At 67.6% G+C, this 18,081-nt stretch carries 14 protein-coding genes; 7 read left to right on the top strand and 7 right to left on the bottom strand.

What is annotated here, in order from left to right; translation table 11 throughout:
- The first annotated feature begins 63 nt into the window (after nt 1-63).
- Entirely contained in the window at nt 64-978 is a 915-nt protein-coding gene (metA, locus tag C8K36_RS19345) for a homoserine O-acetyltransferase MetA (RefSeq protein ID WP_107986156.1), read from the top strand.
- On the opposite strand, the gene C8K36_RS19340 is transcribed toward metA, so the two are convergent.
- On the bottom strand, nt 942-2,012 hold the full coding sequence (locus C8K36_RS19340; RefSeq protein ID WP_258195501.1) for a hypothetical protein: 1,071 nt from the start codon (nt 2,010-2,012) through the stop codon (nt 942-944). The genes metA and C8K36_RS19340 overlap by 37 nt on opposite strands.
- 214 nt (nt 2,013-2,226) lie before the next feature.
- Between C8K36_RS19340 and C8K36_RS19335 the strand changes: the two genes are divergently transcribed.
- Nucleotides 2,227-2,799, top strand: a complete 573-nt coding sequence (locus C8K36_RS19335) for a TetR/AcrR family transcriptional regulator (RefSeq protein ID WP_420910911.1) — start codon at nt 2,227-2,229, stop codon at nt 2,797-2,799.
- A 264-nt stretch (nt 2,800-3,063) separates the two neighbouring features.
- Here the strand turns inward: C8K36_RS19335 and C8K36_RS19330 are convergent, their stop codons facing one another.
- Nucleotides 3,064-4,380 (bottom strand): ammonium transporter, encoded by a 1,317-nt coding sequence (locus C8K36_RS19330; protein WP_107986154.1) that lies wholly within the window; start codon nt 4,378-4,380, stop codon nt 3,064-3,066.
- A 185-nt stretch (nt 4,381-4,565) separates the two neighbouring features.
- Here C8K36_RS19330 and C8K36_RS19325 point away from each other — a divergent pair, with 185 nt between their 5' ends.
- On the top strand, nt 4,566-6,710 hold the full coding sequence (locus C8K36_RS19325) for a DNA polymerase III subunits gamma/tau (RefSeq protein ID WP_107986153.1): 2,145 nt from the start codon (nt 4,566-4,568) through the stop codon (nt 6,708-6,710).
- Here C8K36_RS19325 and C8K36_RS19320 read toward each other — a convergent pair.
- Complete coding sequence (locus C8K36_RS19320; RefSeq protein WP_107986152.1) at nt 6,629-7,204, bottom strand: carboxypeptidase regulatory-like domain-containing protein; 576 nt, start codon at nt 7,202-7,204, stop codon at nt 6,629-6,631. The genes C8K36_RS19325 and C8K36_RS19320 overlap by 82 nt on opposite strands.
- A gap of 26 nt (nt 7,205-7,230) precedes the next feature.
- Nucleotides 7,231-8,172 (bottom strand): AraC family transcriptional regulator, encoded by a 942-nt coding sequence (locus C8K36_RS19315; RefSeq protein ID WP_107986151.1) that lies wholly within the window; start codon nt 8,170-8,172, stop codon nt 7,231-7,233.
- 172 nt (nt 8,173-8,344) lie between these two features.
- On the opposite strand from C8K36_RS19315, the gene C8K36_RS19310 reads away from it, so the two are divergent.
- Nucleotides 8,345-8,713, top strand: a complete 369-nt coding sequence (locus C8K36_RS19310) for a YbjQ family protein (RefSeq protein WP_107986150.1) — start codon at nt 8,345-8,347, stop codon at nt 8,711-8,713.
- A 21-nt stretch (nt 8,714-8,734) separates the two neighbouring features.
- Here C8K36_RS19310 and C8K36_RS19305 read toward each other — a convergent pair whose 3' ends face one another.
- Nucleotides 8,735-10,447, bottom strand: a complete 1,713-nt coding sequence (locus C8K36_RS19305; protein WP_107986149.1) for an amidase — start codon at nt 10,445-10,447, stop codon at nt 8,735-8,737.
- A 240-nt stretch (nt 10,448-10,687) separates the two neighbouring features.
- Between C8K36_RS19305 and C8K36_RS19300 the strand changes: the two genes are divergently transcribed.
- The 3 genes from C8K36_RS19300 to C8K36_RS19290 all read left to right on the top strand — a co-directional run bounded on the left by C8K36_RS19300 (nt 10,688) and on the right by C8K36_RS19290 (nt 15,248).
- A complete protein-coding gene (locus tag C8K36_RS19300; RefSeq protein WP_107986295.1) occupies nt 10,688-11,902 on the top strand; it encodes an acetyl-CoA C-acetyltransferase in 1,215 nt (404 codons plus the stop codon).
- Between the two features lie 29 nt (nt 11,903-11,931).
- On the top strand, nt 11,932-14,073 hold the full coding sequence (locus C8K36_RS19295) for a 3-hydroxyacyl-CoA dehydrogenase NAD-binding domain-containing protein (protein ID WP_107986148.1): 2,142 nt from the start codon (nt 11,932-11,934) through the stop codon (nt 14,071-14,073).
- A 188-nt stretch (nt 14,074-14,261) separates the two neighbouring features.
- Nucleotides 14,262-15,248, top strand: a complete 987-nt coding sequence (locus C8K36_RS19290; protein ID WP_107986147.1) for an alpha/beta fold hydrolase — start codon at nt 14,262-14,264, stop codon at nt 15,246-15,248.
- 68 nt (nt 15,249-15,316) lie between these two features.
- On the opposite strand, the gene C8K36_RS19285 is transcribed toward C8K36_RS19290, so the two are convergent.
- Entirely contained in the window at nt 15,317-16,750 is a 1,434-nt protein-coding gene (locus C8K36_RS19285) for a DUF1214 domain-containing protein (protein ID WP_107986146.1), read from the bottom strand.
- 67 nt (nt 16,751-16,817) lie between these two features.
- Nucleotides 16,818-17,981, bottom strand: a complete 1,164-nt coding sequence (locus C8K36_RS19280) for a Rieske 2Fe-2S domain-containing protein (protein WP_107986145.1) — start codon at nt 17,979-17,981, stop codon at nt 16,818-16,820.
- Nucleotides 17,982-18,081 lie beyond the last annotated feature (100 nt).

The raw sequence follows: 18,081 nt of genomic DNA, 5'->3' as shown, positions 1-18,081 counted from the left end.
CCGCTGGAGCTATCGAAGCTCCGGTCCCTGCCGGCAACTGGACGCGGACTAAGCTGCTGGGCGATGCCTGTTACTGTGCCGCGCGATCTTCCCGCCAAGGCCATCCTGGAGGCGGAGCGAATCTTTGTCATGTCCGACGAGCGTGCCGGACATCAGGATATTCGCCCTATGCGGATCGCCATTTTGAATCTGATGCCGATGAAGGTCAGCACCGAGACGCAGCTGCTGCGGTTGCTCAGCAATAATCCGCTGCAGATCGAGATCACTCTGCTGCACATGGCCAGCCATGTCTCGCGTACCACTTCTGCAGAGCATCTCGAAGCGTTCTACTCAACTTTCGATGATGTGGCCCACATGCATTTCGACGGCCTCATCATTACGGGGGCGCCGATCGAGAAACTCGACTTCGAGGATGTCGACTACTGGCCGGAGATGACCAAGATCCTCGACTGGGCACGCAGTGCCGTGCAGTCGACTCTGCACGTCTGCTGGGGTGCGCAGGCGGCCCTCTACCATTACTACGGTGTCCGCAAACATGAAGTCCCACAGAAGATCTCCGGTGTATTCTCCCATCGGATCACTGGTGCGGGGTCGCCGATCGTCACCGGGTTCGACGACGAGTTCCTAGCGCCGCACTCACGGCACACCGATGTTCACGCCGCCGACATCGAGGCCTCCGGTGAGGTCGACGTGTTGGCGGTGAGCGAAGAGGCCGGGGTCTACCTGGCAGCCACCGCGGACGGCCGCCAGGTCTTCGTGACCGGTCACCCGGAATATGATGCGGACACCTTGGCAAGTGAGTACCGCCGCGACAGCGAGCAGGGGCTGCCGATCCCAGCTCCTGCGCACTATTTCCCCGGCGACGATCCCACTGCCATCCCGCTCAATCGATGGCGCGGCCACGGGCACCTGCTGTATTCCAACTGGCTGAACTACTGCGTCTACCAGGAGACGCCGTTCGTTCCAGGTGAGGTCTGACCGGCTGAGTCAGTCCCCTCGACAATTCCCCGATACCGGTGCGCCACTGCGGTGAAGGCGGCCTTGGGTTCCCATTCCATGTCGGGGTAGGTCTGTCCCCGGCGTCCTTCGAGTAGTTTGACGATGCCCAGGCCCGCCCGGTCCAAGTCGTCCCTGGGGTCACCGTCCGGGCGGTGTGGGTATCCGGGCAAGGCGAACAAGTACACGAAGGCGCTGTCCACACCCTCGGCCTCGAAGATCTCCAGCAACTCGCTCAGATATGTGGCCTGGCCGGCCTCGTCACGCTCGTACACGCCGTTCAGCCGCACGGGCGCCTTGGTTTCCGGGTCGTGCTCGACCACTTCCAGCACCCGTCCACCGCGGTCGCCCGCGCCGTGATATGCCGCGGTGCCGAACCCGGTGACGGCGAGCGGCTTCGGGCCTCGAGCCAGGGTGCGCACGGCGTCCCGGAACTGGTCGGCGACCTCGGCAGAGCGGATCAGCTCGAACGTCACCATGTCGAAGGGAGTCCAGTCGACCTGCTCGAATTGGATTGCTGCGTAGGTGAGTGTGCCGTGGAAGCGCTCGCGGACCGTGGCCGCGGCGTCGCGGAGGAACGCGTTGATACGCACGCCGAGTTCACGCATCGCTTCGGCCCGCCGCTCGGGTGGGGCAATCAGTTGCTCGACCCGTTCCTCAGGGCTCGCTCCGGGCAGGAATCCGTGGTTCATCACGCTCAGCTCGACCCCTGCGACGAACACGACTGTGGCCCCCTGCTGCCGGAGCTGTTCCGCCCGCTCGGCGCAGTCGCGGAAGAGGCTGAGGATCTGCTCAGGATGCAGTTCCAGCGGATAGGGCGAGAGCCAGACCTCCAGGTCGAGTTCAGCGGCGGCACGGCCGGCCAGCTCCAGTCGTTCCGGGTCGCCGCCGATGATCTGGATCGCGTTGCAGTGCAGGTCGTCGCGGATGATGGCCAGCTCGCGCCGGACGACCTCGAGGTCGAAGTGCTCGCGGGATGACTGGCCGTGCACGACGAATCCGGTGTCGTAGGTCATTCCTCTTGCTCGCATGGTGGCGTCCCCTCTCGGTCTTGGTGGCGTCGAGACTGACATTAAACATGCGTGCGCGCAAGTTTGCGTCTATGCAACTTTGCGCGCACGCAGTCCTGTGTGGAACGCTGTCACCGTGACAACCCAACGACCAGGGCTGCGGGAGCGGAAGAAACAGGCCACGCGCGAGGCACTACGAGAGGCCGCCCTGCGATTGGCCGTGGAGCGCGGACCGGGCCAGGTTCGGGTCGAGGACATCGCCGAAGCGGCCGGGGTTTCGCCCCGCACCTACAACAACTACTTCGCCAGCCGCGAGCAGGCGATCGTCTCCGCGGTCACCGAAGACCGGGAGGCGCGCATCGCAGCGGCGGTCGCGGCCCACCCCGCGGGAGTACGCCTGGCTGACGCCGTCACCGATGCAGTGATCGAGCAATACACGGGCACCGGCGAGCGCGATCACGAGGCGCTGCTGCTGATCATCACCCAAACCGCCCTGCGCGACGCCTTTCTCGATGCCACCGCCGGCATCGAGCCCCCGCTCACGGTGGTGATTGCCGAACGCCTGGACGATCCCGGAGCGCACACGGCCCGCGTCCTCGCAGCAAGCGTGGCCGCGGCAGTTCGCATCGCGCTGGAGGGCTGGCTTCAGCCGACCAGAAAGACGGAGGTCGCCGAGACCTTCACTGCCGGAGGACTGGTTGTGCCCTCCGGCTCGCTGCCCGACCAGCTCCGTGCAGCGCTTGCGCCGCTGGCGCCCGCGTTCGACGCCGCTGAGCAACACACCCAGGCGTGAAGCCGATCCAACAGTGCGGCTGGACGTTCATGTGTCGGCCGATCGGCAAGGTCGCCGGCTGCTGAGTTGTCTCGACGTCCCGCGCGCGTGCGCTGGTCGCGAGCCGCGGACACGGTGAGTGGGCCGCGACCTGACCAGCCACGTTTATCCCCGAAAGCATCGTGGCCTGCACCACCGCGGTCGTAGGCCTGCTGAGGGTGGCGAGGGATGACCGACGGAATGTGGCTCGCGACCGACGAGCCCAGCTCTTGGAGAGGCGGCCGGTCAGACCGCGTCGGGCTCCGGCTCCGGACGCGGCCGCGGACGCTCGTGCTCCCGGGAGAACGGCCCGGCCGGCGCGCCGTGCGCGAGGACGGCGTGCTCGTAGGCGGACTCGGCGTGCAGCGCGAGGTCGATGCCGGACGTCTCCTGTTCGGCGGTGACGCGGAAACCGATGAGCCGGTCGATGAGCTTGCCGAGGCCGTAGGTGACACCGAAGGCGTAGAGGCCGACGACGGCGACCGCCAGGATCTGCTTGCCGAGCTGGGCGAACCCGCCACCGTAGAAGAGGCCCTCGACGCCGCCGGTCATGACCTCCGAGGCGAGCAGGCCGATGAGTACGGTGCCGACGACGCCGCCGACGAGGTGTACGCCGACGACGTCGAGGGAGTCGTCGTAGCCGAAACGGAACTTCCAGCCGACTGCGAACGAGCAGACGGCTCCCGCGACGATGCCGATGACCGCGGCGCCGACCATGCCGACCCAGCCGCACGACGGGGTGATCGCGACGAGGCCGGCGACGACACCCGACGCGGCACCGAACGTGGTGGGGTGGCCGTCCCGCTTCTGTTCGACGAACAGCCAGCCGAGCAGGCCGGTGCAGCCGGCGACGAGGGTGTTGAGGAAGACCGCGGCGGCGGTGCCGTCGGCGGCCATCGCGGATCCGGCGTTGAAGCCGAACCAGCCGAACCACAGCAGCCCGACGCCGAGCAGCACCATCGGCAGGTTGTGCGGACGCATCGGCTCGCTGCGGAACCCGATGCGCGGCCCGAGCACGACGGCGAGGGCCAGGGCGGACGCGCCGGAGACGATCTCGACCACCAGGCCGCCCGCGAAGTCGAGCGCGCCGAGCTTGGCGATCCAGCCGTCCGGACCCCATACCCAGTGCGCGACGGGCACGTAGACCAGCAGTGCCCACACCGGAACGAAGACCATCCACGACGAGAACTTGGCGCGGTCGGCGATCGCCCCGCTGATGAGGGCGGCGGTGAGGATCGCGAACGTCAACTGGAACGTCGCGAACAGGAACTCGGGCACGCCCGACCGGGCGGTGTCGGGCGTGATCCCGGCCATGCCGAAGTGCTCGAGGCCTCCGATCAGTCCGCCGCCGACGTCGTCGCCGAACGCGAGGCTGTAGCCGACGAACAACCACACCACCGTGACCAGAGCAATCGAGATGAAGCTCATCATGATCATGTTGAGGACGCCCTTGGAGCGGACCATGCCGCCGTAGAACAGGGCGAGGCCGGGCGTCATCAGCAGGACCAGTGCGGTGCTGACCAGCAGCCACGCGGTGGTCGCGGGATCGATCGTCTCGAGCATGTGAACTTCTCCTCACCGGCGGGGTGTCACCGCACGCGAGAATCGACGATCGCCGGTCGCAGTTTCGGTGGCGGGGCGAGCATGTTGCTTCTGTGTTTCGGAATCCTCTCGCCACTCGCGTCGCGCCGTGCCACTGTGGCCCGGTCCTGCGCCGGACTGTCGCGGGTCGCCGGTAGTCTTTCGCCGTGGCCCTGTACCGGAAGTATCGACCAGCTTCGTTCGCGGAGGTGGTGGGTCAGGAGCACGTCACCGAGCCCCTGAGCACCGCACTCGACGCCGGACGCATCAACCACGCCTACCTGTTCTCGGGTCCGCGCGGCTGTGGCAAGACGTCGTCGGCCCGCATCCTGGCGCGGTCGCTCAACTGCGTGCAGGGGCCCACGTCCCGGCCGTGCGGCGAATGCTCGTCGTGCATCGCGCTCGGTCCCGGTGGTACCGGCAACCTCGACGTCATCGAACTCGACGCCGCCAGCCACGGCGGTGTGGAGGACACCCGCGAGCTGCGTGACCGCGCGTTCTACGCGCCTGCCGAGTCGCGGTACCGGGTGTTCATCGTCGACGAGGCGCACATGGTCACCACCGCGGGCTTCAACGCGCTCCTCAAGATCGTCGAGGAGCCGCCGGAGCACCTCATCTTCATCTTCGCGACCACCGAGCCCGAGAAGGTGCTGCCGACCATTCGGTCGCGTACACACCACTACCCGTTCCGGCTGTTGGCGCCGTCGACCATGCGTGGGCTGCTCGAGAAGATCTGCGCGCAGGAGCACGTCGCGGTCGAGGACGCCGTGTTCCCGCTCGTCATCCGCGCCGGTGGCGGCTCACCGCGTGACTCGCTGAGCGTGCTCGACCAACTCCTCGCCGGCGCCGGTGACGAGGGCGTGAGGTATGCGCGGGCGCTCGCGCTGCTCGGCGTCACCGATGTCGCGCTGATCGACGAGGCCGTCGACGCGCTTGCCGCCAACGACGGCGCCGGCCTGTTCGGCACCGTCGACAAGGTGATGGACGCCGGGCACGATCCGCGCCGCTTCGCCGTCGACCTGCTCGAGCGGTTGCGTGACCTCATCCTCATGCGGGCCGTGCCCGACGCAGGAGAGCGAGGCCTGGTCGACGCCCCTGGCGACGTCCTCGAGCGGATGCGTGAGGAGGCCGAACGCATCGGCCCCGCCACGCTGGCCCGCTACGCCGAATTGGTGCACGACGGACTCGGCGATATGCGCGGTGCGACGGCGCCGCGCCTGCTGCTCGAGGTGATGTGCGCACGGATGCTGCTGCCATCCGCGACCGACGCGGAATCTGCTGTGCTGCAACGGCTCGAGCGGATCGAGCGGGGCGTCGTCATCCCGACTGCTTCTTCCGTACCGGCACCCGCATCAGCACCCGCTGCCGCATCAGCACCGGCACCCGCTGCCGCGCCCGTCGCCCCGCTGCGCCCGGCCGCTGCAGAGCCCCCCGCGTCCGGTCCTCAGTACCAGCGTCCGTCGCAGCGGCGCGAGGTCGAGGCGGTTCTCGCTGCCCCGCAGCCGCCGTCGGAACCCCAGCCCCAGCGTCAGCCGGAACCTCAGCCGGTGGCCGAGCGTCCCGTGGTGGAGGTTCCGTCGCCGGCGCCCGCACCGGCCCCGCAACCAGCGGCGTCCGAGCCTGTCTCACAGGCCCCGGCGTCTGCACCGGAGCCCGAGTTCGTGCCCGAGCCGGAACCCGTTCCGGCGGAACCGGTGTCGGCCGGACGCCCGGACACTGCCGGGGTGCGCGCGGTGTGGTCCGAGGTGCGCGCGAAGGTGCGGGAGCGGAGCCGCACCGTCGAGGTCATGTTGTCCGGTGCCGCGGTCCGTGCGGTCGACGGCAGCCGCCTGGTCCTCGCTCACGACTCGGCTCCGCTGGTGCAGCGGCTCGTCGAGGCGCGCAACACCGACGTGATCCGTGCGGCGATGCAGGACGTGTTCGGTGGCGACTGGGACGTCACCTGCGAGCATGGTTCCGCGCCGGTGCAGCAGGCGGCGGCGACGTCCGCTCCGCAGGCGAAAGCCGCTGCAGCACCTAAGTTCTCACGGCCCAGTCAGGAGCGCGCCGTGGCGGCAGGCCCGCAGCGGCCGGCGACTCCGCGGGACGACGACATTCCGCCGCCCGAGGCGCCGGACTACCCCGACGATCCCGGTCCGCCGCCCGGCGACTACGACTACGACGCCCCGCCTCCGCCCAGCACGCCGGAGGACGAGGAAGAGATGATGGCCGAGGCTGCCGTGCCGGTCGATCAGAGCAGTCGTCGCGACCCGGAGGAGATCGCGCACGAACTGCTCGCCGATGTGCTCGGGGCCCGCAAGGTCGACGGCTGAGCGCGGCGTTCCATGACGAAATCGTGAGCGGTCCGGTCCATTCCGGCAGCTCCCGGGTGTAGGTCGAGGAGGGCGGATTCGGGGGCGTCGTGCCGCGTCCACGCGTCGCGCCGGAAGTAGGGGCGCGTGGTCGTGGTGTGCATCCGCGGCCCCTTGACGGTCACGTGCAGATGGCCGGGGCGCCACGGGCTCCAACCCTCGTTCGCCATGAACCATCCGATCGCCCCGTGCGTTGAAATCTGGTACGGCACAGGAGTGGTCGTCCGAATCGAGTAGTGGCCGTCGCCGTCGGTCGTCGTCCACGTCGTCTCCGCGCCGGCATGGGCGGTGCCCGAGCTGTCGCTGCGACGGATCCCCACCGTGGCGCCGCGTACAGCTCGGCCGGCGCTGTCGTGGACACGTCCCGTCAACAGGAGCGGACTACCGAGGGTGTCGGGCGAGGAGGCGCGCGGACCGGTGGATACGCGGGTGGGGAAGCGGAACGAGAAGAGCACAGTGAATCCTTCTGCGGGACGGGTGTTCAGGAACTCCGGAGCGCCGCGGAGGGCGACGTGCCGAACCGGGTGCGATAGGCGGCGGCGAAGCGGCCGGAGTGCGCAAACCCCCAGCGGAGCGCGACGGCGGCGACCGTGTCGCCCGGTGGTGCGTCGAGCAGCTCGTCGCGGGCGCGGACCATGCGGATGTCGGTGAGGTACTCGGTGGGGCTGCGTCCCACGTACTGGCGGAACCCTTCCTGTAGTCGACGAACGCTGACCCCCGCCTTCTCGGCCATTTCCCCGGCCGTCCATGCACGGGCCGGATTCTCGTGGAGCGCGTCGATGACCCGCTTGACGATTCGAGGCCGCGTGGCGGCGGCGCCCTCAGCGTCGTCGGGAACGGCTGCAAGCACGAACGCGGTGGTGACGGCGCTGAGCAACTGGCTCGCGACGAGATCGTTGTGCAGCAGGCAGCGCGGCCCGTCCATCTGATCCGCGAGCGATTCGACGAACCGGAGCCACGTCGCCCCGGCGGATGTGGCGAGGTCGACCTGGTGGGGCAGCGGCCGGCCCGGACGCCCCAGGATGCGGTGCATCTCGCGTTCGAGATACTCGTGATCGAAACGGACTCCGATGATTTCGCACGACGATGTCCAGTGCGGGATCCGGGTCGTGACATCGGGTGGACACACCGTCGCGGTGCCGGGTGCCGACGACACCTCCGTCCCGCCGACCACGGAGTCCAGGCGCCCCGTCATCGGAATGTTCACGCCGTAGGCGCCGGGATGATCGGATTGAACCGCCACGTCGGCGCCCCAGCCGAGGTGGGCGATGCGGACCGGACCCGTACCCGTGTTCCGTAGGAAGACGTCGCCCGCCGGGAACCGCGTGCGGGGTGTGAGTGTGTGGGGGAAGTAGGCGTCCGCGACCACATGCGAGACCTCGTCCCAATCCTGCGACCGGATTCTGGCATCTGATGTCGACATGGCTTCTACCTCCCCACCCGCGATCGGATGTGCGCGTCACGGGCGTATCTGCCAATTGAACGCCGACGGTGGCCGCGTCGCCAGGGGTGCCTGCCGTTCGCCCGGAGGTTCCCGCGTGATCCGGATCGTGTCCGCGTTCTCCGGATGCTGTCAGTGCCCTAGCCTCGTCGTCATGCTTGTTGTGACGACTAATGACATTCCCGGGTGGGAGATTCAGCGCGTGATCGGCGAGGTGTTCGGACTGACCGTCCGGTCCCGCAACATCGGCGCTCAGATCGGTGCCGGGCTCAAGTCCCTCGTGGGCGGTGAACTGCAGGGCATGACGAAGAACCTCACCGAGAGCCGCAACGAGGCGATGAACCGACTGGTCACCGAAGCGGCCCAGCGCGGTGGAAACGTCATCATCGCGATGAGATTCGAGACGTCGGATCTAGGCGGCAACTGGTCCGAGATCTGCGCGTACGGAACGGCCGCGTTCGCGGTGCCGGTCACCGATGCCGCCAAGCAGACCGCGGCCGAACTGGGATACGGCGGGCACTGACCCGCAATCTCGGACCCCCACTCACACCTGGGCGGTGGCTGTCGTCGGCAGGAAGTGGAAGCCGAAGCCGATGCTGTCGGTGTTCGTGGGATCGGGCCCTGCACCCGGAGTGGTTGCCCGCACCCGTGGGAGGTCACGCGGGGCGGGCGCGATCGTCGGGGCCGCCTGCCAGTCGGGGCGGGCCGCCTGCAGTTCGAGGGCGATCTCGATGAGAGTCTGCTCGTCCCAGGGGCGTCCGCCGATCTGGACTCCGAACGGCATGCCGGTGGCCGCGGAACGTCCGGCGGGTGTGCACACCACCGGGGTGCCGGTGAGGTTGGCCCACCGCACGTCGCCGGTGGTGCCGCCGAATACCGAGATGCCGGCGATCTCGAGTCGCTTGGCCCCATCCAGCTTGGATCCCGGCACCAGGACGGCATCGAGATCATTGTCGGCGAACATGCGGTTGTACTCGTGCTGGTACACCATGCGGTTCCGGGCGGAGGTCATGTAGTCGATCGCCGGGACGGCCAGCGCGGCGAGCGCGCCGGCGACGGTGGCGCCGTTGTCGAGACGGTAGTTGCCCAGCCGGTCCGAGAACTGTCGGTGATAGCTGCCCATCTCGGCGGAGTCGCCGGTCAGCAGTTCGGGGGCGGCAATCGGCAGCGAGATGTCGACGACGCTGCCACCGAGACGCCGGATCAGATCGAGGTACTGCTGGAAGAGTGTGCCGAGCGTCGACGGCAGTGCGTCGGCACTGCGGCGGGCCACACCGAAACGCTTGCCCGCCAACGGCGTTCCGCCACCCTTGGCGACGAGTGGATAGCCCTCGGCGGGAGCGGCCGGGGCGGCGTAGGTGGCGGGGAAGTTCGGGTCGGTGCCCGTCATGTGACCGAGCATGAGCGACGCGTCGGCGACGCTGCGGCCCATCGGACCCACGTGATCGCGAGTCCAGGTCAGCGGGATCACACCGTAGGCGCTGCAGAGGCCGAACGTCGGCTTGATCGCGGTGATGCCGCAGGCACTCGCGGGCAGTCGCAGCGAGCCACCGGTGTCGGTGCCGGTCGCGAGCGGGACGAACCGTGCCGCCAGCAATGCGGCGCTGCCACCGGAGGAGCCGCCCGGTGAGAACTCGGTGTTCCACGGATTGCCCACCTGTTCGGTCGCGACGCCGATCGCGAACTCGTCGGTGTGGGCGTGGCCCAGTAGCACCATGCCGGAATCGCGCAACTGGCGCCATACCGTCGAGTCGCCGGCCGCGATGTTGCCCTCGAGTACTCGGCTCGACGCGGTCAGCGGCAGGCCGGCGACGGCAAAGAGATCCTTGAGTGCCAACGGGATTCCGCACACCAGAGGCGCGTCCCCGCCGGTGCTGCGGCCCTTCGTGGAGAGGCGTTGCGCCGCGGCGTCCGCGGCCTCGTAGGCCATCTCGGGGTAGATCCGGATCCAGCCGCCGATCTCCCCGTCGAGAGCGGAACTTCGGGAGATGCAGGCGTCGAGCAGCTCCCGGGGGTGCAGGCGTCCGGTCTGGAGCAGGCTCGCGGCCTCGACCGCGCCGAGCAGTGCGGGATCGGTGACCGTGATCGAGTCGGGCGAGGGCAGACCCCGTGTCGTGGCGGTGTGGCGGACTGCGGGCCGGGCCGTCGCGGTGCCACCGGCTCCCAGCGTCGCGGCTCCGGCGGCACCGAGTGCGGCCGCACCCAAGAACCCCCTTCGTGACAATCCGGTTCGCCGCTCGGTCGCGGGTTCACCCATTGAAACGCCCCCTCTCGCATGATTCTCCCGTTGGAGAGGTTAGCGGTCGTCATGTGGGAGCGGCGCTGGCAGGGCGATGTTTTCCGGTATCGGGTGATCGCCTCGGTCACATTCCGGGATCGCTTCGGTCCTTTCCGCAAACTGGAACACGTTCTAAGGTGAGGTCAGCCGAGGTCTGTGCCTCGTATGGGCAGGTCGCTGCGGCGGCACGCAGACGTGAACAGGAAGGAACACCTCACAGTGACCACAGAGGCATTCATCTATGAAGCCATCCGAACCCCGCGCGGCCGGGGCAAGAGCACCGGCTCGCTGCACTCGGTCAAGCCGATCTCGCTGGTCACCGGCCTGATCCAGGAACTTCGTGCCCGCTTTCCCGATCTCGACGAGGATCGCATCTCCGACCTGATCCTCGGCGTCGTGAGTCCGCTCGGTGACCAGGGCATGGACATCGCGCGCATCGCCGCCACCGACGCGGGCCTGCCCGACACCGTCGGCGGTGTGCAGATCAACCGTTTCTGCGCGTCGGGCCTCGAGGCCGTGAACATGGCCGCGCAGAAGGTGCGCTCGGGCTGGGACGAGATGGTCATCGCCGGCGGCGTCGAGTCGATGTCGCGCGTCAAGATGGGCAGCGACGGCGGCCCGTGGGTCAACGACCCCGCCACCAACTACGACAACTACGTGGTCCCGCAGGGCATCGGCGCCGACCTGATCGCGTCCATGGAGGGCTTCACCCGCGACGACGTCGACGGGTACGCGGTCCGCTCGCAGGACCTCGCCGCGAAGGCGTGGGCGGGCGGCTACTTCGCCAAGTCCGTCGTCCCGGTCAAGGACATCAACGGCATCACCATCCTCGACAACGACGAGCACATGCGTCCCGGCACCACCACGGATAACCTGGCGAGCCTCGCGCCTGCCTTCGCCGCTGTCGGCGAGATGGGCGGCTTCGACGCCGTTGCCCTGCAGAAGTACCACTGGGTCGAGAAGATCACCCACGTCCACCACGGCGGCAACAGCTCCGGCATCGTCGACGGCGCCGCACTGCTGATCGTCGGCAGCGAGGACGCCGGCAAGGCGATGGGGATGACCCCGCGCGCCCGCATCGTCGCGACGGCCACCTCGGGTGCCGACTCGACGATCATGCTCACCGGCCCCACGCCGGCGACGAAAAAGGTGCTCGCGCAGGCCGGTCTGACGGTCGACGACATCGATCTGTTCGAGATCAACGAGGCGTTCGCGTCCGTCGTCCTGAAATTCCAGAAGGACCTGAACATCCCGGACGAGAAGCTCAACGTCAACGGCGGCGCCATCGCGATGGGTCACCCGCTCGGTGCGACCGGCGCCATGATCACCGGAACCATGATCGACGAGCTCGAGCGCCGCGGCGCGAAGCGCGCCCTGGTCACGCTGTGCATCGGCGGCGGCATGGGCGTGGCCACCATCATCGAGCGCGTCTGACGCTCACGGACCACAGGAGATACGAAACAGTGAGCGATCAGAACATCATCAACTGGGAGCAGGACGCCGACGGCATCGTCGTGCTCACCATCGACGACCCCAACCAGGGCGCGAACACCATGAACGACCGCTACATCTCGTCGATGCAGGAGACGGTCGACCGGTTGTACGCGGAGAAGGACTCGATCGCCGGTGTCGTGCTGACGTCGGGCAAGAAGACCTTCTTCGCCGGCGGCGATCTGAAGAACATGATGAAGGTCGGCCCCGAGGACGCCGAGCAGATCTTCAACCACAGCCTCACTCTCAAGGCCGACCTGCGTCGCCTCGAGACGCTCGGTAAGCCTGTCGTCACCTGCATCAACGGTGCGGCGCTCGGTGGCGGCCTGGAGATCGCGCTCGCGACGCACCACCGCATCGCGGCGGACGTCAAGGGCGTCAAGATCGGCCTGCCCGAGGTCACCCTCGGCCTGCTGCCCGGCGGCGGTGGCATCGTGCGCACCGTCCGGATGTTCGGCCTGATGACCGCGCTGACCCAGATGCTGCTGCAGGGCCAGCAGCGCGGCCCGCAGCAGGCCAAGGAGGTCGGCCTGGTCGACGAGGTGGTCTCCTCTGTCGACGAGTTGGTCCCCGCCGCGAAGGCATGGATCAAGGCCAACCCCGAGGGCGGCGTCCAGCCGTGGGATGTCAAGGGCTACAAGATCCCCGGCGGCACCCCCGCCACCCCGGCTTTCGCCGCGAACCTGCCGGCGATTCCGGCGAACCTGCGCAAGCAGCTCAAGGGGGCGCCGATGCCGGCGCCGCGCGCGATCCTTGCCGCCGCCGTCGAGGGCAGCCAGGTCGACGTCGACAACGCTCTGCTCATCGAGTCCCGCTATTTCACCTCGCTGGTCACCGGCCGCATCGCGAAGAACATGATCCAGGCGTTCTTCTTCGACATGCAGGCCATCGGCTCGGGCGCCTCGCGTCCCAAGGACATCCCCAAGCGTGAGATCAAGAAGGTGGGCGTCCTCGGCGCCGGCATGATGGGCGCCGGCATCGCATACGTGTGCGCCAAGGCCGGGATCCCGGTGGTGCTCAAGGACGTGACGATCGAGGCGGCCGAGAAGGGTAAGGCGTACTCGGAGAAGATCGAGGCCAAGGCGCTCTCGCGCGGCAAGACCACTGAGGAGAAGAGCAAGGCTCTCCTCTCGCTGATCACGCCCAGCGCTGATCCCGCCGACTTCGCCGGTGTCGACTTCGTCGTCGAGGCCGTGTTCGAGTCGCCCGACCTGAAGAAGAAGGTGTTCCAGGAGATCGAGGACATCGTCGAACCGGACGCACTGCTCGGCTCGAACACCTCGACGCTGCCGATCACCGACCTGGCGACCGGCGTGAAGCGGGCCGAGGACTTCGTCGGCATCCACTTCTTCTCGCCCGTCGACAAGATGCCGCTCGTCGAGATCATCCGCGGCGCGAAGACGTCCGACGAGACCCTCGCGCGCGTCTTCGATTTCGTGCAGGCGATCCGCAAGACCCCGATCGTCGTCAACGACTCGCGCGGCTTCTTCACCTCGCGTGTCATCGGCACGTTCGTCAACGAGGCCATCGGCATGGTCGCGGAGGGAATCGAGCCCGCCACGATCGAGCAGGCGGGGATGCAGGCCGGTTACCCGGCTGCGCCTCTGCAGCTGTCGGACGAGCTGAACCTGACGCTCATGCAGAAGATCCGCGCCGAGTCCAAGGCTGCGGCAGTGGCCGAGGGCAAGGAGCTCCCGGCCGACCCGGCCGGCGATGTCATCAACTACCTCGTCGAGGGCAACGACCGCAAGGGCCGCCTCGGCGGTGCGGGCTTCTACGACTACCAGGACGGCAAGCGTTCCGGACTGTGGCAGGGGCTGCGGGAGCACTTCGGGTCCGGTTCGGCCACCCCGCCGATCCAGGACCTGATCGACCGGATGCTGTTCATCGAGGCCATCGAGACGCAGAAGTGCTTCGACGAGGGCGTCATCACGTCCACCGCCGACGCCAACATCGGCTCGATCATGGGCATCGGCTACCCGGCGTGGACGGGTGGCGTCAGCCAGTTCGTCGCCGGATACCCGGGTGGCAAGGCCGGATTCGTCGCACGCGCCGAGGAACTGGCCGCACAGTATGGCGAGCGGTTCACCCCGCCGGCATCACTGAAGGGCTAGTCAGTCCGATCCACTCCCCGCGGCACCCCCGTCCGAGCTTTCGGGCGGGGGTGCCGTGCATTCGCCGAGCACCGAATTTCGCTCCGCGCACGAGGATTCGCGCCCGCACAGCGGGAAGAACGCGGACGCAGCCCGTGGCGGACGCCTAGATTGTTCAGTGACGTAGGCCACAAGGGAGCGAGGACATCTTGGCGAACTGGACGCACCACCGCGCACGGATCAACGGGCTCGACATGCACTATGTGACGGAGGGGGAGGGGCCGCTCGTCGTGCTCCTCCACGGCTTCCCGCACACGTGGTTCAGTTGGCGTCACCAGATCGGTGCGCTGGCCGACGCGGGCTACCAGGTCGTGGCGCCGGACCTGCGGGGCATGGGGCAGACCGATGTTCCCGACCGGCTCGAGGACTACCGGGTCGACAACGTCGTCGCCGACATCTGCGGCTTGCTCGACCATCTCGGTCACGACAGCGCCGTGTTCTCCGGGCTCGATTACGGTCAGTTCGTCGCGTACGACATCGCGGTGGAGCGTCCGGAGCGCGTGCGGGGCGTGATCGGTCTGCAGAATCCGTTCTACGCGTCCTACGATCGACTGCCCAGTGAGATCGAGCGCGAGCGTGGGCGTGAGCACTTCAATCACATGTCGTACTACCTCGACGATCCGGACGGGGCCCGCGCCGATCTCGAGGGGCACCCCCGCGAGATTCTGACGAAGATCTTCCACATCCTCTCCGGCGAGGGCGATTTCATGCAGGTCTGGGAGCATCCGCCGGGCGCCACGTACCGACAGGCGTTGCCGCAGCCGCCGGCCCTGCCGTGGTCGTGGCTGTCGGAATGGGAGTTGGAGACGTACGTCTCGGAATACTCGCGCAGCGGCTTCGGCGGCGGGATCAACTGGTACCTCGCCGCGGACATGAACTGGACGTACCGGAAGTCTCGCGCCGACAACGTGACCCGCACGCCGTTCTACTTCCTGTGCAGCGCGTCGGACGTCGATCTCCTGAACTGGCACGGTGACGATCCGATCGACAAGCTGAAGGAGCACCACGCCGACGTCCGTGCCGTGCGCACGGTGCCGGGCGGCGGGCATCTGCTCGCGATGGAGAACCCCGCCGAGGTCAACAAGGTCCTACTCGAGTTCCTGGCCGATCTGGACGGGTCGTCGTCCACGAACTGACGGCGATCGCCGGACACGCGGGCCCCGAACGGAGCAATTCCGTGCGGGGCCCGTGTCGTAGTTCCCGGCTAGCCGCGGAGGCGTTCGGTGTAGTCCGAGGCTCGTTCCTCGAGTTGCGTCACCCTCTGGGTCGGTGTCACCCGCGTGGTTCCCTCCGGCAGCACCGAATCGAGATCGGCGACGTCGGCCAACTGCGCCGAACGGACCGTCCGGGTCAGGTCGAGGTCCGCGGGTGCAGACTGCCAGCGGATCGCATACATGCCACTGTCGATGCCGTTCGTGTCCAACCAGTTCCACGTTCCTGGATCCTCGGCGGAGATGACGTAGGTGATCGTGCCGTCCGCGTTGGGCCGAGTCTGCGCCTGGTTGAGGCTGCCCGGACGATCGACGTACTCCCGTGCCACGCCCCACGGATCGGTCAACTCGAACCCGAGGTACCGGGCTCCGACCGGATCCAGGGTGACGACCAGGGCCTGGCCGGGGCCGACTGCGAAATGCCCGCTCGTCGCTAACCCGAAGCCGGAGCCGCGCGGCGCCGTGGGAGCCTGGATGTCGTTGGGCGCCTTCGTGTAGATGAAGGTGTTGTCCCAGTCGAGCCAGTACCGACCGATCGTGCGGAGGAGGTCGGCGGTCTGCGTCGCCAGTTGCTCGCGACTGCGGGGCGCCGGCGCCTCGGGTCCGCTCGTGCGCTCGATCTCCAGATACGACGGTCGTTCTCCCGCCCAGTTGTTCAGCGAGTCGCGGGAGATGAGGAGTCGGGCGGTAGCCGTGGTGCGAATGTGGTTCGGGCGGCCGTCGGCGGGCTCCGGGTCGACGGTGATCGTGAACGATCCGTCGGGATCGATCTGCATACGATCCGAGGTGAGAGAAGCCAGCACCGGGGCGCCTTCTTTCGTTACCGCCCCGGTGCCGGGAAGTTCACCGTAGAGAACGAAGGACAGTTGGGCGGGGCGCTGTTGCGGCATTCGTCCCCGAATCACGAAGGACGACTGCCCGTCGACGGCGGCATGTCGATGTACGTTGTCGGGGTTGTCGATTCCGTAGCCCGAGCGGGCCACCTCGACTCCGTGCCAGCAGTGCGGCGCCGTGACGACCCAGTTGAAGTGTGGATTGGCGGGGTCGTCGGTGACGACGGTCTGCGTCGCGGCATTCGCGATCGAATCGACCGCGGAGTCAACAGTGCTTTGCCCGGCACGGGTGGCGCCTTGCGGATCTGCCCGGTACATCGCCGCGACATCGTTCTTCGCCGCGCGCACCAGAGGATGCGCGGCCACCGCCGCAACCGTTTTCTCGAAGTCCAACTGGGCCCGGGAATCGAGTGCCCCGCCGGGGGCGAAGCTGCGATCACACCCGCCGTTTGAACTTCCCCCGGAGAGGCTTCCCGTCGAAAGGCTCCCCATCGGCGAGGAATTCAGTGGGCCTGCCCCCGACATCGTGGGAAGGAGGACGGTGACGGCAGTGGCCATCAGTCCGGCGGTCAGGATTCGTCTACGTACGGGCATGGGCACTCCTTGGAGTCGATCAACTTGCGGGTGAGAAGAATTCGGTGGTGTCGAACTTGTCGTCCGATCAGCGCTGCGGGGCACGTTGGTCGACGAGTGAGTCGCGCTTCGCGATGTTGTCCTGCACTTGCGCCTGCCACTTGACGTTCGGGGCCGTGGTGTCGATCTCGAACTCGAATCGGTTCGTCATCTCGGGGCGTACGTCCGCTGCGTCGACGTAGAACTGTTCGTACCAGCGTCGCAGCTGGTAGACCGGGCCGTCCTCCTCGCACAGGAGCGGATTGTCGATTCGGGTCTTGTTCTTCCAGATCACCACGTCCTGCTCGAACCCGAGGCGGACGAAGTCCCCGATTTTCCGGGCCAGGGCCGTGGACTCGGAGTCCGCTCGGCCGGGAAACTTCTTGACGATGACCCCGTACTGCAGCTCGAACGAGTTGGCGTCGATCGGGTAGTGGCAGTTGACCAGAACGATCGGCAGGTCTGCCTCGTCGTAGTGGTACACGAGGTCGTCGATCATGAAGGACGGCCCGTGATATGCCGCGGCGGAGGTGTTTCCGCGGGAGACCGGAACTCCCGGAACAGGTTTACGGGGAGCGACGTCCTCGCGTCCGACACCGGTCATGAACTGGGTAGCGGTGTGGCCCTCGAAGATCGTCTTGAAGTAGGTCGGGAACGCGAGATGAATGTAGAAGAAGTGGGCCATGTCGACGACGTTGTCGATGACCTCACGACAGTTGACGCCCTCGATGGTCGTCGAGTACCAGATCCAGTCGGTGTATTCGGGGTCGCCGTAGCCGGCAATGCGCGGAATCGTCACGTCGGAGGGCGGCGGGTTGCCCTCGGGGTCGTTCCACACGAACAGCAGTCCGTCCTGCACCATCGTCGGCCACGTGGCGGTGCGAGCGATCGGTGGGACGCGGCGGGCGTACGGGATGCTCTTGCAGCGACCGTCGCCGCCCCACCGCCAATCGTGGAACGGACAGGCGATCTCGTTTCCTTTCACGGCGCCCTGCGAGAGGTCGCCACCCATGTGCCGGCAGTATGCGTCGAGCACGTTGATGCGCTCGTCCTGTCCGGCGAAGACGACGAGCTTCCTGCCGAATGCGTTGATCTGGTGCGGCTTTCCGTCACGGAATGGGGCTTCGAGGCCGAGGCAGTGCCATCCGCGCGCGAATCGTGTCGGTGGCGCCTGAGCCGTGATCTCGCGGATCGGCGCGTCGTGATCGTTCATCGTTTCCTCCGTGCTGCGGGTCGCGTACTCGGCGTATCCGGGTCTCGGACACCCGGGAATTGGGGGAGCAGGCTGTGTGCGAACAGGTTCGGGCCATCCG

Origin of the sequence: Rhodococcus sp. OK519, assembly GCF_003051005.1 — a bacterium.
Classification (GTDB): Bacteria; Actinomycetota; Actinomycetes; order Mycobacteriales; family Mycobacteriaceae; genus Prescottella.
This window is presented reverse-complemented; position numbering and strand designations above follow the sequence as displayed.

Coding starts and splice junctions, on each gene's coding strand:
- C8K36_RS19285 (WP_107986146.1), bottom strand. CDS start 16,750: ATGCCCGTACGTAGACGAATCCTGACCGCCGGACTGATGGCCACTGCC.
- C8K36_RS19340 (WP_258195501.1), bottom strand. CDS start 2,012: ATGACCTACGACACCGGATTCGTCGTGCACGGCCAGTCATCCCGCGAG.
- C8K36_RS19315 (WP_107986151.1), bottom strand. CDS start 8,172: ATGTCGACATCAGATGCCAGAATCCGGTCGCAGGATTGGGACGAGGTC.
- C8K36_RS19305 (WP_107986149.1), bottom strand. CDS start 10,447: ATGGGTGAACCCGCGACCGAGCGGCGAACCGGATTGTCACGAAGGGGG.
- C8K36_RS19330 (WP_107986154.1), bottom strand. CDS start 4,380: ATGCTCGAGACGATCGATCCCGCGACCACCGCGTGGCTGCTGGTCAGC.
- C8K36_RS19280 (WP_107986145.1), bottom strand. CDS start 17,981: ATGAACGATCACGACGCGCCGATCCGCGAGATCACGGCTCAGGCGCCA.
- C8K36_RS19310 (WP_107986150.1), top strand. CDS start 8,345: ATGCTTGTTGTGACGACTAATGACATTCCCGGGTGGGAGATTCAGCGC.
- metA (WP_107986156.1), top strand. CDS start 64: ATGCCTGTTACTGTGCCGCGCGATCTTCCCGCCAAGGCCATCCTGGAG.